The 14,371-nt window shown below is 51.2% G+C and carries 12 protein-coding genes and 1 tRNA gene; all 13 read left to right on the top strand.

What is annotated here, in order from left to right; genetic code table 11:
- Window positions 1-48: 48 nt before the first annotated feature.
- Window positions 49-1,434, top strand: coding sequence for a phosphomannomutase/phosphoglucomutase (locus NFR90_RS00715; protein ID WP_251449848.1), 1,386 nt, complete (start codon window positions 49-51; stop codon window positions 1,432-1,434).
- Between the two features lie 15 nt (window positions 1,435-1,449).
- Window positions 1,450-2,397 carry a lipopolysaccharide heptosyltransferase I gene (waaC, locus tag NFR90_RS00720; protein ID WP_160334729.1) on the top strand — a complete coding sequence of 316 codons (948 nt, stop codon included), beginning with the start codon at window positions 1,450-1,452 and terminating at the stop codon, window positions 2,395-2,397.
- Entirely contained in the window at window positions 2,394-3,749 is a 1,356-nt protein-coding gene (locus NFR90_RS00725) for a 3-deoxy-D-manno-octulosonic acid transferase (RefSeq protein ID WP_251449850.1), read from the top strand. Before waaC ends, NFR90_RS00725 begins: the two co-directional genes overlap by 4 nt.
- The gene (gene thiD / locus NFR90_RS00730; protein WP_160334767.1) at window positions 3,749-4,567 is read left to right on the top strand and encodes a bifunctional hydroxymethylpyrimidine kinase/phosphomethylpyrimidine kinase; all 819 of its coding nucleotides are present in this window, start codon (window positions 3,749-3,751) and stop codon (window positions 4,565-4,567) included. The genes NFR90_RS00725 and thiD overlap by 1 nt, the downstream gene beginning before the upstream one ends.
- A 93-nt stretch (window positions 4,568-4,660) precedes the next feature.
- Window positions 4,661-4,737: transfer RNA gene (locus tag NFR90_RS00735), tRNA-Met, on the top strand.
- A 261-nt stretch (window positions 4,738-4,998) separates the two neighbouring features.
- Entirely contained in the window at window positions 4,999-5,811 is an 813-nt protein-coding gene (locus NFR90_RS00740) for a symmetrical bis(5'-nucleosyl)-tetraphosphatase (RefSeq protein WP_251449852.1), read from the top strand.
- Window positions 5,812-5,928: 117 nt separating this feature from the next.
- A complete protein-coding gene (gene miaB, locus NFR90_RS00745) occupies window positions 5,929-7,254 on the top strand; it encodes a tRNA (N6-isopentenyl adenosine(37)-C2)-methylthiotransferase MiaB (protein ID WP_251449854.1) in 1,326 nt (441 codons plus the stop codon).
- Window positions 7,254-8,258, top strand: a complete 1,005-nt coding sequence (locus tag NFR90_RS00750; RefSeq protein WP_160334733.1) for a PhoH family protein — start codon at window positions 7,254-7,256, stop codon at window positions 8,256-8,258. The genes miaB and NFR90_RS00750 overlap by 1 nt, the downstream gene beginning before the upstream one ends.
- Window positions 8,242-8,802: an rRNA maturation RNase YbeY gene (gene ybeY / locus NFR90_RS00755; RefSeq protein WP_160334734.1), complete on the top strand. Its 561-nt coding sequence runs from the start codon at window positions 8,242-8,244 to the stop codon at window positions 8,800-8,802. Before NFR90_RS00750 ends, ybeY begins: the two co-directional genes overlap by 17 nt.
- A 29-nt stretch (window positions 8,803-8,831) precedes the next feature.
- Window positions 8,832-9,689, top strand: a complete 858-nt coding sequence (locus NFR90_RS00760) for a CorC family transporter (RefSeq protein WP_251449856.1) — start codon at window positions 8,832-8,834, stop codon at window positions 9,687-9,689.
- Window positions 9,690-9,737: 48 nt separating this feature from the next.
- A complete protein-coding gene (gene lnt, locus NFR90_RS00765) occupies window positions 9,738-11,267 on the top strand; it encodes an apolipoprotein N-acyltransferase (protein ID WP_251449858.1) in 1,530 nt (509 codons plus the stop codon).
- 40 nt (window positions 11,268-11,307) lie between these two features.
- Window positions 11,308-12,210, top strand: a complete 903-nt coding sequence (gene glyQ, locus NFR90_RS00770) for a glycine--tRNA ligase subunit alpha (protein WP_160334737.1) — start codon at window positions 11,308-11,310, stop codon at window positions 12,208-12,210.
- A gap of 17 nt (window positions 12,211-12,227) precedes the next feature.
- Window positions 12,228-14,315: a glycine--tRNA ligase subunit beta gene (glyS, locus tag NFR90_RS00775; protein WP_251449860.1), complete on the top strand. Its 2,088-nt coding sequence runs from the start codon at window positions 12,228-12,230 to the stop codon at window positions 14,313-14,315.
- Window positions 14,316-14,371: the final 56 nt, after the last annotated feature.

Consider the following 14,371-nt stretch of genomic DNA (forward strand, 5'->3'; position numbering starts at 1 on the left):
ACCGATTCCGAGATTAGAATCCTTGTATCACCGTTAGGGAACATACAAATGACTGAAAAAATTTCACGCTCTATATTCAAGGCATATGACATCCGAGGCATTGTTGACAAGACACTTACCGAGGAGGCCTGCGAGCAGATCGGTCAGGCGCTTGGAACGCTTGCCCATGAGAAAAAAGTTGAAAAAATTTGTGTCGGCAGAGACGGCAGACTCAGCGGCCCAAGGCTTCAGAAGGCTTTGATTAAAGGAATTCGCAAGGCCGGAGTCGGTGTTTATGACATCGGAGCGGTTCCAACACCGGTACTCTACTTCAGCACGGTTTACCTGAATACAGGAAGCGGCGTGGCGATTACCGGCAGTCACAATCCTCCCGAGTACAACGGTCTGAAAATGATGCTTGCAGGCGAGACGCTCTTTGGAGACGGTATCGCTGCTTTATATGACCGCATCGTCAGCGGCGACCTCTACACGGCTTCGAACGAGGGCTCTTACGAAGAAGTGGATGTTGTTCCCGCCTATATTGAAAAGATTCTTTCCGATGTAAAACTTTCCCGTCCGATCAAAGTCGCGGTGGATGCGGGCAACGGTATTGCCGGTCCTCTTGCGGTGAAACTCTTAACCAAGCTTGGCGCGGAAGTCACCGAAATGTTTACTAATGTGGACGGGAACTTCCCGAACCACCATCCGGATCCGTCCAAGCCCGAAAATCTGGTGGATCTTCAGGCTCAGCTTAAATCCGGAGACGAAGAGATCGGTGTTGCGTTTGACGGAGACGGTGATCGTCTTGGTGTTGTAGCCAAAGACGGAGAAATCATTTTCCCGGATCGCCAGGCGATGCTCTTTGCGGGTGATATTCTTGCGCATAAGAAAGGCTCGGTTATTGTTCACGACGTTAAGTGCACACGAAACATCCGTCCGTTCGTGGAGTCAAGAGGCGGCGTCTGCGTGATGTCCAAGACCGGTCACTCGCTGATTAAAGCGAAGATGAAAGAAGTGAATGCGGATTTCGCCGGTGAAATGAGCGGCCATATCTTCTTCCATGACCGCTGGCCCGGATTTGACGACGGTGTTTACGCCGCGACAAGACTGCTTGAAATCGTGACGCGTTTTGATGACGCGAATAAGCCGCTCAAAGATCTCCCGAACGCGGTTTCTACCCCGGAACTTCAGATTCCGACCGAAGAAGGCGAGAATTTCACGCTGGTTGAGAAACTCAGCAAGAACGCGAAGTTTGATGATGCGAAGGACATTATTCGTATCGACGGTATTCGCGTTGAGTGGGATGACGGCTTCGCTTTAGCAAGACCGTCCAACACGACTCCGGTTGTTGTACTTCGTTTTGAGGCCGACACTAAGGAAGCGCTTGAACGCATCATGAAGCGCTTTAAAGAAGAGATTCTGAAAGTCGCTCCCACAGCGAAAATTCCTTTCTGATTTTCACGGCCGGTCATGAAAATTCTGATTGTTAAGACAACCTCCATGGGAGATGTTGTTCATGCGGTACCCGTCATAGCGGATATCAGGAAGCATTTCCCGGAGGCGAAAATCGATTGGCTGGCCGAAGATGTTTTTGCGGACATTCCCCGTTTGACGAAAGGAGTAGATGAGGTGCTCGTCTGCTCTGTTCGCAAATGGAAAAAAAGTTTGCTGAACTCAGAAACTCGAAAACAGATTTCCGCCTTAAAGTCCGCTTTAAGGCAAAAAAAATATGACTTAGTCATTGATCTGCAGGGCCTGATCAAAAGTGCTGTTCTGGCCTCCTGGACTCATGCTCCGGTTGCCGGTTATGACCGATCATCGATTAAGGAGCCGCTGGCGAGCTTCTTTTATCACTCTAAATTCTCTGTCAGCCGACAGCTCTCCGCGGTAGAGCGGTGCCGCAGTCTGGCTGCCCTTGCGCTCGGTTACGAAATCCCGTCTGACGCTCCTCAGTTCCTGTTTCAGTTCACTGAACAGAAGAGTGAAGCGCCCTTTGTCGTTTTTTACTGCAACACAAGCCGAGAGACTAAGCTTTGGCCGGAAGATTACTGGATAGAGCTTGGCCGAATCATTTCCGAGCGCGGTTATCGAATTCTTCTGCCTTGGGGTTCCGAAGCGGAAAAGTCGCGCGTTGAAAGAATCAGTCAGGGAATCGGCAGTACATCCTGCGTGCTTCCTAGGATGTCCATCGGTGAGCTCATGAATAAAACTTCAGGTGCAAAAGCGGTTGTCGGATTGGATACCGGGATGACGCATCTGTCGTCCGCGATGGGTATTCCGACGGTAGGCATCTTCCGTGATTATCCGATAGAGCTCGTGCCGCTTATGGGAGAAGCGAAGAAGAAAGCGCTTGGCGGCGTTGGAAGCTGCCCGAGCATTGAGAAGGTGGCTGAAGCTTTTGAAGAGGTGCTGTCATGATGATTCCGCGTCCTGTTTACAGTGCGCTTTTGTATATAGCGGCGCCTTTTGCGATGTTTTATCTTTCCAAGCGCGCAAAGAAGCAGCCGGAGTATTCCGAGCATTGGGATGAGCGCTTTGGAACGGCCCATTATCCCCCGGTCACGCCGGGCCGCACGCGCATCTGGATTCACGCGGTATCCGTGGGCGAGACAAGAGCGACATTTTCCCTTGTGGAAAGTATTCTCCGAAAGTGGCCTCAGGTTGACGTTTTATATACTCATATGACGCCGACCGGCAGAGAGGTTAGTAAACAATTCGGCAAGAAATTCGGCTCCCGCATTAGTCAGGTCTATCTGCCTTATGACACGCCGGCCGCGATGAGAAAATTTATTCGTCAGACTCAGCCCTCGCTTTGTCTGCTGATGGAAACAGAGGTTTGGCCGAACCTGACATATGCGGCAAAGCAGGCAGGGCTGCCTGTTGTGCTGGCAAACGCGCGCCTGTCTCAGAAGTCTTTAGATAAAGGTAAAAAGGTCGGCAGTCTGATTCGTGACGCGATGTCGCGTCTGACACTGACGCTTGCTCAATCGGAAGAAGACGCGGCCAGACTGAAGGAAGCCGGATGCCGAGAGGTTAGAGTACTCGGCAATCTGAAATTTGATTACGAGCCCAATCCTGTACATGTGCGCACCGGACGAGAGATTAGAAAGCTCTCCGAGCGCAAAATTCTGACCTTTGCGAGTTCTCGCGATGGCGAGGAAGCAAGCATGCTTTCCGCGCTTAAGGAAGCGAAAGCGAACGGTCGGCTCAAAGACACGGTTTTCCTTTTGATTCCCCGTCATCCCCAGCGCTTTGGAGAGGTGCTGGAACTCATTCGAAAATCGGGCTTCACAGTAGAAAAACGGTCGGATATCCGTGACTGGAAAAAAGTTCTTTCACTGAGCGAAGGCCCGGACGTGGTGCTCGGTGACAGTATGGGAGAAATGGCCTTTTACTATGCGCTCTCAGACGTTGTCCTTATGGGCGGAAGCTTTGGAGACTACGGATCGCAAAGTGTGATTGAGCCCTGCGCCATTGGAGAGGCGGTGATTGTCGGTCCGAGCATTTATAACTTTAAGTACATTATCGAAAAGGCCCGTGAAGAGGGCGCGGTTCTGAGCGTTCAGGATCCGGGTCAGGCTTTGCAGCGCGCTGACGAGCTTCTCTCGGACAGCGGTAAAGCGGCTTCGGTTGGCGCTGCGGCGGCTAAATTCGCGCAGGCCCAAAGAGGTGCGGCTGAGCGGACGATCGCGGTGATCGATGAGCTTATGGCGCAGAAGAAAGATACGAATCTTAATAAATTCAATGCAGAAACAATGGAGAAGAAATGATGCAGACTCAGCATCCTACCGTTCTGACTATCGCAGGTGTTGACCCTTCAGGCGGCGCCGGTATTCTTGCTGATATTAAAACGATGAGCTCTCTTGGTGCCTATGCGACGGGTGTTGTCACAGCGGTGACTGCGCAGAACACCGTCGGAGTTCAAGGGGCGCTTCCGATCCCTACCGATTTTGTAGTGCGTCAAATTGATACGCTTTTTGAAGATGTCCACATTGACTCTGTAAAAATCGGGATGCTTTTTGATTCGAATCTGATTCGAGCGATTGCGGAACGTCTTCGTTACTGGAAGCCGCGCTTTATCGTCCTTGATCCGGTGATGGTGGCTAAGAGCGGCGATGCGCTGCTGACAAGAGAAGCGATTTCCACACTGAGAGAGGAACTTCTTCCGATTTCCACAATCATTACGCCGAATCTTCCGGAGGCGGCAGAGCTTCTTCAGGCGGTTGATATTACGGATGATGATCAGATGGAAGAGGCTGCCAATGATCTTTGGAAGATGAAGGGCTGCACCGGCTGGGTCTATCTCAAAGGCGGTCATCAGGAGAATGTGGATCATTCGATGGATTTGCTTTATGACGGTCGCCACATGATTCGCTACAGCGCTGAGAGAACAAATACGAAGAACACACACGGGACCGGCTGTGCGCTGTCTTCGGCATTAGCGGCGCTCCTTCCGGTTTCTTCCGATATTCCAATGGCGGCAAGAGAAGCCAAGCGTTACATTACTCAGGCGATCATTCATGCGGACGAACTGCACATCGGTCATGGTCACGGACCGGTGCATCATTTCTACGCTCAGTGGAGATAGTTTTACAAATAATTACATAGAAAGAGACTCTCGACTTGCCGAAGTTGAATTTCGTATGTAATATTCAACCTCCTAACGAAACAGCGTTAGCACGGCGAATTAGCTCAGTTGGTTAGAGCAGAGGAATCATAATCCTTGTGTCCGGGGTTCAAGTCCCTGATTCGCCACCAGATACCCATCCGAGAGCCAAAAAGCTCTCGGATATTTTTTTGTCCGAACCAATAAATACGGGGCTTTTGCGGTTTTTCCCTGCTGTATCTCTACGACGCTTAACGGCCCCCAATGGGGTTTTTATTGACGTATAGATATACGTACAGCAAAACCAAGGGAAGTTTTATAGACGTACAGAAGACCGATATTTTGTTTTTAGGGCGCCAGGCAAAACCGGATCAGACCGGGTATGAGCGCGCCGACACTTATCGGAGAATGGATTGAAAACTTTTGCAATCGGAGATGTTCACGGCTGTTTTGATACGCTGAACCTGCTGCTCGAGAAGCTGCCTGTTCAGCGTCGTCTTATTTTCATCGGCGATATCATCAATCGCGGTCCGAAGTCTTTGGAGACGATCCGGGCCGTGATGCGCATGAAGAACGCCGAATGCCTGCTCGGTAATCACGAACTGCATTTCCTTGCGGTCTGCGCAGGTCAAAGAAAACTTTCTCCAAGCGATACGCTTGACCCGATTCTTCAGGCCCCGGATTTGGATGAAATCATCGATTGGCTTCGTCACCGCCCGATGGCGCTCTACGACAAGGGTTTCCTCTGCGTTCATGCCGCAGTGCATCATTCATGGAGCGTGAAGGACTGTCTGAAGCAGGCTTCCAGAGTTGAGGAGTTCCTTCGCTCCGATAAGTGGGAAGCTGAAATCGGTCAAATTTTCGGTAAACAGCAGTGGGAGAAGGGTCTGAAGGGACTTGATCGGCTCAGAGCGATCGTGAATGTGCTGACGCGTACGCGTTATCTGAATGAAGACGGTACGATGGATTTCAGTCAGAAACTTTCACCGGGAGACACGCCGTCGCAGTTCATTCCCTGGTTTAACTACCCCGGCCGCAAAACCGAAAAAGATCCAATCGTCTTCGGACACTGGTCGACTTTGGGGGAGACCGACTGCCCCAATATTTATCCGCTGGATACCGGATGCCTCTGGGGCGGAAGCCTTAGCGCGATGAAACTTTCAAAGCATCCCATATACATCCGGGAGAAGGCGCCGCTCTACCGCTCTCCTAAGTCGGAAGTGTAATAATTTCTTTAAGAATCTTTGCGTTAGAATAGCCGTCCTCATAGAATTTCATTTCTATGAGAGCGTCTTTTTGTACGCATAACTTATTTTTATCTCTACCGCCACCGGACATAAACCGTGAACGCGAAAAAAATTTATTTAAAGACTTTTGGCTGCCAGATGAATGAATATGATTCCGGCAAAATCGCTGACATCGCCAAAGCAGCACAGGGCTATCAGGTTACAGACAACATCGAAGAAGCGGACCTGATTGTTTTCAACACATGCTCCATTCGAGAAAAAGCTCAGGAGAAAGTTTTCTCAGATCTTGGACGCGCCCGTGAAATCAAAAAATTAAAACCCGGTCTGAAAATTGCCGTCGGAGGGTGTGTTGCAAGCCAGGAAGGCGGGAACATCATTCGTCGCGCGCCTTATGTGGACGTCGTTTTCGGGCCTCAGACCCTGCACCGCCTGCCGGAACTTCTGAAAAAGAATGAACAGGAGCATCGTCCTCAGGTAGACATCAGTTTCCCGGAAATCGAAAAATTTGACCATCTGCCCGCACCGACTTCGGAAGCGGCCACTGCGTTTGTCTCCATCATGGAAGGCTGCAGCAAATACTGTTCCTACTGCGTCGTGCCTTATACCCGCGGTGAAGAGTTCTCACGTCCTCTCGAAGACGTTCTGCTTGAAGTCGCGCAGCTGGCAGAGCAAGGTGTCAAAGAAGTGACGCTTCTCGGACAGAATGTGAACGCCTACCGCGGAGAAGGTCCCGACGGAGAGATCGTCGACTTTGCCCTGCTTCTTGAGTACGTCTCGGAAATTGAGGGTATTGAACGAATCCGCTATACCACTTCTCATCCGAAAGAATTCACGAATCGCCTTGTCGAGGCTTACGCAAAGCTTCCTAAATTGGCCAATCACGTGCATCTGCCGGTGCAGGCAGGCAGCGACCGTGTGCTTGCCGGTATGAAACGCGGCTATACCATCCTTGAATACAAGTCGATTGTGCGCAAGCTCCGCGCGGTGCGCCCCGACATTAGTATCGCGACAGACTTCATTGTCGGCTTCCCCAATGAGACAGAGGAAGATTTTGAGAAAACAATGAAGCTCATTCAGGACGTCAAATTCGACACAAGCTTCTCGTTTGTTTACTCCAAGCGTCCGGGAACACCTGCGGCCGACATGCCGGATGACACGCCGCAGTCCGTTAAATTGGAACGCCTGCAGCGCCTTCAGGCTCTGAATACTGAACATGCTCAGGAAATTTCTCAGAAAATGGTTGGTACGGTCCAAAGATGTCTGGTGGTGGGCGCGGCAAAAAGAGGTGAAGGAAAACTGTCTGCACGCACCGACAATAATCGTATCGTTACTTTTAATGGGCAGCCAAACCTCATCGGGCAAATGATTAATCTGAAAATTACAGATGTATATCCCCACACGCTTGGAGGCGAGATTATTTGATGCCGGATAAAGCACAAAAGGATGTTGGAACGTCCTTAAACCTGTCCCTTCAGATTACGAACAGCGATTTGGCGAGCTTAGTCGGTCCGCTGGATTCAAACCTAACGCAGCTGGAAACTTTCCTAAATGTGGAAATTTCGCGCAGAGGCGCGCATTTTCAGATTCGGGGAGAAACCGCAGCTGCGCGCAAAGCGCTTAAAGCGCTTTCGGACCTGGCCGCTTTTGCCGAAAAAAAGAATTCAGATCTGACAACCGAAGATATTCAGCTGTACTTAGTCGGTCAGAAGGATGCGCCTGAAGAAGTTCAGGCCGAAGAGCCGGTGCCCGAGCTTAGGACAAACCGTAAGGGCCTGCAGGGTAGAACACCGATGCAGCGCAACTATATCCGCAGTATTATCGGACACGACATCTCTTTTGGCGTCGGGCCGGCCGGCACAGGCAAGACCTACTTAGCGGTTGCCGCCGCGGTCAGCGCTTTTGAGAAGGGAGAGGTCGAGCGTATTGTTCTGACTCGTCCCGCGGTCGAAGCCGGCGAAAAACTCGGATTTCTCCCGGGCGATTTAAGTCAGAAGGTTGACCCGTACCTGCGTCCGCTCTATGACGCGCTTTTCGATTTGCTCGGAACCGAAAAAACTCAGCGGCTTCTCGAAAAGCAAAAGATCGAGATTGCGCCTCTCGCATATATGCGAGGCAGAACGTTAAACTCTTCTTTTGTGATCCTTGATGAGGCTCAGAACACAACGCCAGAACAAATGAAGATGTTCCTCACGCGTATCGGTTTCGGCTCTAAGGCCGTTATCACAGGAGATGCGTCGCAGATTGACCTTCCGCGCGGACAGCGCAGCGGATTGGTTGAGGCAGCCAATATCCTTAACGGAGTTCGGGGCATATCGATCACATACTTTACGGCTGCTGACGTCGTGCGCCATCCGTTGGTTGCCCGTATTGTCGAAGCATATGAAAAAGCAGAGAAACGGGAGTATCAGAATGGAAAAAACAACTGATCAGGTTCTGAACAGAGAAGCTGAAGAAGATCCAGAATTGGCGGAGGCGCTTGCGGAAATCGAATCCGAAGGCCCTCAGGACGGAGAACTTTTAATCCATTTGCAGGAAGAGGAAGACGAAGCGCTCGAAATTCCCGCCAAAGAGAATATTGAGCACTGGATTCGCACAGCCGCGCAGGGCCTGCCCGGGGAGCTGACGATCCGCTTTGTCGATGCGGAAGAGGGACTTGAGCTGAACAAGAGTTTCCGCGGCAAAGAAAAACCCACAAACGTTCTGACTTTCGTCTACTGCACAAATCCGATCATGGCAGATATCGCGATCTGTCTTCCGGTTCTGGTGCGTGAGGCGGCCGAACAGAACAAGTCGCTTGAAGAGCATTTGGCGCATTTAGTGGTGCACGGAGTCCTCCACGCCCGAGGTTACGATCATATCGAACAGGACGAGGCCGAGGAGATGGAACAGCTCGAGACTGATATTCTGAACAATCTCGGTTATGATCTTCCTTACCCTGATCGGAATTATGTGCCGCGAGAGCTGCGTTAGATCGCTGAAACTTTTTAAGAAACCGTTTTATGTCAGACAATCCGGAAGAAAGTAAAAAGAATTTTTTTGAGAAACTTTCTGAGAAATTTTTCCATGAAGATGCGCCTGAAAATACTCAGGAGCTCCTTGACGACCTTCATCAGGCCCATGACAAGAAAATCCTGACCGATGACGCCATGCTTATGATCGAGGGCGTTATCCGAGTCCATGAGCTTCGCGCCGAGGATTTGATGATCCCGAGAGCGCAGATGACGGTGATCGATATTTCGGAAGACTCGCAGAGTTGGATTAAAGACGTAGTCAAAGCCGGACATTCGCGCTTTCCTGTGGTCGACGGAGATAAAGACAACGTGCTCGGTATTCTTTTGGCTAAGGATCTGCTTCGCTTGTTTGTGAATCCGCAGTATCAGATTCGAGAGCATCTCAGACAGCCGGTTTATGTGCCGGAATCAAAGCCCGCAGACGTGCTTTTGAAAGAATTCCGCCTGAAAAGAAACCATATGGCGCTCGTGGTCGATGAGTTCGGTTCCATCTCCGGCTTGATTACGATTGAAGATGTGCTTGAGGAGATTGTCGGCGAGATTGATGACGAGTACGACACGGACAAGTCCGCAAGCGACATTGTCTCTGTCGGAGGAAATCACTGGAGAGTTAAAGCCGCAACGCGGATTGATGACTTTAACCGCGTCTTTGGTACGCATTTCTCTGATGATAAGTACGACAGTGTCGGCGGTCTGATCAGCGATGAACTTGAGCATGTTCCGCACGCAGGTGAATTTGTGGATCTCGACGGCTATCGGTTCAAAGTCACGAAAGCAGTCGCGCGGCAGGTTCAGATGCTGAATGTTGAAAAACTTGCGGAACCGGCACCGGTGGAACCAAACTAATTTTGATAACAGCGGGATGAGGAATCGTCCCGTTTTTTATTTGTCAACGTGAAAACAAAAGCACTCTTATATTTTCTTCCCTTGGCAGCCGGGGTACTTCAGGGTTTTTCATTTGCGCCGGCCAGAGCCATTCTGCAGCTGATTGCCTTATCCGTTCTATTTATCTGTCTATCAAAGTCTCATGGCGTAAAGCAGGCGTTTGCGCAAGGCTTTCTTTTTGGCTTGGGCTGGTTCTGTTATGCCATTTCGTGGGTGTATGTTTCGATTTATACCTACGGATATCAGCCCGCTTTTTTTGCGGCAGCGGCAGCGTTTTTATTCGCGGCTTTTCTCTCGATTTTTCCGGCCGCGGCCGCGGCGTTTTCCGCTCTTTCCGCTCCGGCATTAAAGAAAGGATTCCCTCTTGCCTTCGTATTAGGGACATCCGCCTCGTGGGGTATATTCGAGTGGCTGAGAAGCTGGATACTGAGCGGTTTTCCGTGGGCGGCTTCCGCTTACGCGCATGTTGAAGGATCGCTCTCGGGTTATGCGCCGATTGTCGGAGCGACAGGCATTAATTTTCTGTCCGCATTGATTGCAGTGCTTATTGCCGTCTTCGTTCTTTCATTCAGAGATTCGACAAGAAGACTGGTTTGTTTGGCGGTGATGTTTGCGGTAATCACAGGCGGGATCTTTTTTGGACGAATTCAATGGTATGAGCCGGCTGCGCAGGTTCGTTTTCAGCTGATTCAGGGCGGAGTCCTACAGGATGAGAAATTTTCTCCGATGGGGACGTTAACGAGTTTTGAACGCTATCTCACTTTGATGAAAGAGGGCGGAGCCGCTGCGGAAACGGTGACGGTGCTGCCTGAGACCATTTTCCCTATTCCTTTGGATCGTCTTCCGAAGGACATTTGGAAGCGTTTTACAGAGGGCACGGATAACGGAAGCCGCATGATTTTCGGCGGATTCACACGAATGAAAGACGGATATGCGAATTCGGTGGTTGAGGTGTCCAAGGGCAGGATCATCGAGAGCTACAGCAAGAGGCATCTTGTTCCGTTCGGAGAATACGTCCCGTTCGGTTTCCGCTGGTTTATCGACATGCTCGGCATTCCGATGGGAGACCTGGTTCGAGGTTCGTCCTCTCAGGCCGCGTTTAATCTCGGAAATGCCCAGGCTGCGCTTTTGCTTTGTTATGAGGATCTCTTTGCTGAAGAAGTGCGGGATTGGTGGACAGACGCTTCGAGTCCGAATGTTCTGATTAACCTGTCCAATCTCGGCTGGTTCGGAGACTCGCTTGCGCTGCCGCAGCATCTGAACATATCCAGGATGCGGGCGATTGAATTTGCTCGTCCGGTGGTGCGTGCTTCCAACACGGGAGCGACAGCGTATGTGGAGCCGGACGGCACTGTGGCGGCGGAATTGCCGTTCATGGCGCCGGGCAAACTCGATGTGACGGTCACAACCGCAAAAGGAGCACCGACCCCGTACGCGCGGAACGGAGATCTTCCTTCCGTGATCTTCATGTTCCTGCTTTTCTTTGCCGCAATTGCGCTTGCGATTACGCGAAAGACTAAACTTAACCGTTTACAATAGAAAAATTGTTTTCAGTTCTCTCATACTGATAAAAATTACCATGCTTACATTTCAAGAAGTGATCCTGCGCCTGCAGGAATATTGGAACGGCCAGGGCTGCGCGCTGCTTCAGCCGATCGACATTGAAGTCGGCGCCGGTACCTCTCATACGGCCACGTTTTTAAGAGCTCTCGGTCCTGAACCGTGGAGAGCCGCCTATGTTCAGCCGTCCCGCAGACCGAAAGACGCGCGTTACGGCGAGAATCCGAACCGTCTGCATCAGCACCACCAGTTTCAGGTTGTCTTAAAGCCGGCTCCCACCGATATCGTGGACCGCTACCTGGGTTCTCTGAGAGCGCTTGGTATTGACACTGAAGTCAATGACATTCGCTTTGTGGAAGATAACTGGGAAAATCCGACGCTGGGTGCCTGGGGTCTGGGCTGGGAAGTCTGGATGAACGGCATGGAAGTCACTCAGTTTACTTATTTTCAGCAGGTCGGCGGCCTCACATGCAAACCGATTACCGGTGAGATTACCTACGGTCTGGAACGTCTGACGATGTACCTGCAGAACTGCGACAACGTTTTCGATTTGGTCTACACCAAATGGCAGGACGCCTCCGGAGATCATGTTCTGACCTACGGCGATGTTTTCCATCAGAATGAGGTCGAACAGAGTCACTACAACTTCGAAGCAAGTGATCCCGAGAAACTGCTTAAGCAGTTTGACTACTTCGAAAGCGAAGCCAAGAGACTAATGGATCTGAATCTTGCGCTTCCCGCCTATGAAATGGTTCTGAAAGCGGGACATACATTTAACCTTCTGGACGCCAGAGGCGCGATCAGTGTGACTGAACGTGCCGCCTACATCGGCCGTATCCGTCAGATTTCCAGGGCAGTCGCGCAGAGCTACTACGACTCGAGAGAGCGTCTGGGCTTCCCGATGTGTCAGCCCAAAGCATAACGAGAAGAGGTTGGAAAATGGCTACATTATTGATTGAAATTCAGACAGAAGAACTGCCGCCGAAAGCTTTGGAAAATCTTTCTTCCGCTTTTGCCGCTTCTCTTTTCGACAGCTTGAAAGAGCAGGGTTTTACCGCCGAGGATTCGAAAGTGACCGCCTTTGGTGCGCCTCGCAGAATCGCGGCGGAAGTGACCGCGATTTCCGAGCGCTCTCCTGATAAACCTTTCCGTCAGAAACTGGTTCCCGCCAAGATCGGTCTGGACGCCGACGGAAACGCAACAGCTGCGCTCAAAAAGAAAATGGCTGCGCTCGGTATCGAATGCGAACCGTCTCAGCTTGCGGTTGTCAATGACGGCAAGCAGGATCAGCTTTACTACGATGGTATCAAGCCGGGCGTTCTTCTTGCCGAAGGTCTGCAGGCAGCTTTGGATAAGGCGGTGAAACAGCTTCCGATTCCTAAGGTCATGTCTTATCAGCTTGAAGACGGAAGAACCGTTGAATTCGTTCGTCCGGTTAAGCATTTAGTCGCGCTTCTTGACGATAAGGTTGTCGATGTTGAACTCTTCGGTCTCAAGGCCGGCAGAGACACGCGCGGACATCGCTTCCACTGCAAGGCGCCGGTCGAAATCACGAGCGCCGAGAGCTACGCCAAAGAAATGGAAGCCGCCAAGGTTATTCCTTCTTTTGACGAAAGAAGAAACAAGATGGTTCAGGAACTCAAAGACGCCGCTAAGCGTCTTGATGCTGAAATCATCATGCCGCAGGATTTGGTGAACGAAGTGGCTGCGCTCACTGAGTGGCCCGTGGTATACGACTCCAGCTTTGACGAAGAATTCCTTTCCGTGCCGGAAGAATGTCTGATTCTTACCATGCAGCAGAATCAGAAGTATTTTGCGCTGCGTGATCAGAACGGCAAACTCAAGAACCGCTTCCTTTTGGTCTCACAGATTGAGGCAACGGACGGCGGAGACGCTATCCGCTCCGGCAACGCCCGCGTGGTGCGCGCAAGACTGGCGGACGCCAAATTCTTCTACGACCAGGACAAGCTTCAGCCGCTTGAGTCGAGAGTTTCCGGACTTTCCAATGTGGTTTACCACAACAAGCTTGGCACACAGCTCGAAAGAAGCGAACGTGTTCGCAAAATCGCCCAACAGGTCGCCAAGAAGATTGATGCGGATCCGAAACTTGCCGACCGCGCTGCGATGCTTGCCAAGGCTGACCTGCGTACGCTCATGGTCGGAGAATTTCCCGAGCTTCAGGGCATTATGGGCGAGTACTACGCCGAGCATGATAAAGAAGACGCAAAAGTCGCTTTGGCGATTCGCGAGCATTATCAGCCGAGATACGCCGGCGACGAGCTGCCTTCCACCAGAGAAAGTCTTGCGGTTGCGCTTGCAGACAAGATGGAAACTCTGGCCGGACTCTTTGGTATCGGTCAGCTTCCGACCGGAGAGAAGGATCCCTTCGCTCTGCGCCGTCACGCTCTGGGCGTTCTGAGAATGCTGATGGAAAAAGAGCTTCCGCTTTCTTTGGATGATCTGATTCAGATTGCGATGCAGATCGAGATGACCGCTCCCGGAGTGAAAGATACCTCTGACGAGCTTCGTCAGTTCTTCAGCGACCGTCTGCGCGTCATGCTCAAGGATAAAGGCTACTCCGCACACGAAGTGGAATCCGTTATCGAAGTCCGCCCCGAACTTCTCAGCGATATTCCCAAACGACTTAAAGCGGTACACGACTTCATGGGCATGCCTGAAGCCGAATCTTTGGCCGCCGCGAATAAGCGAATTGAGAACATTCTCAAGAAGTCTTCCGGAGAAACCGGCAGCGAAGTGGATGCGACTCTCTTAGTCGAACCCGAAGAAAAAGCGCTTTATGAGGCGATTTCCAAGGTCGAACCGAAACTCGGCGCAGATTACAGCGCCGGTCACTACGACGCCGTTCTGAAGGAACTTGCGCCGCTTAAAGCGCCGGTTGACGCCTTCTTCGATAAAGTTATGGTCAATGCTGAGGATCCGAAACTCAAGAGGAATCGTCTGACGCTTCTGAATGAGCTTCATAAAGCGATGAATAAGGTAGCGAAGCTTTCGTGCCTGGCTTCCTAATTCGCTGAATCAGGGCCGCGTATGCGGCCCTTCGTGTCTCTGAGACATTCAAATTT

The organism is Parasutterella muris (genome assembly GCF_943193095.1).
GTDB classification, from domain to species: domain Bacteria; phylum Pseudomonadota; class Gammaproteobacteria; order Burkholderiales; family Burkholderiaceae_F; genus Parasutterella; species Parasutterella muris.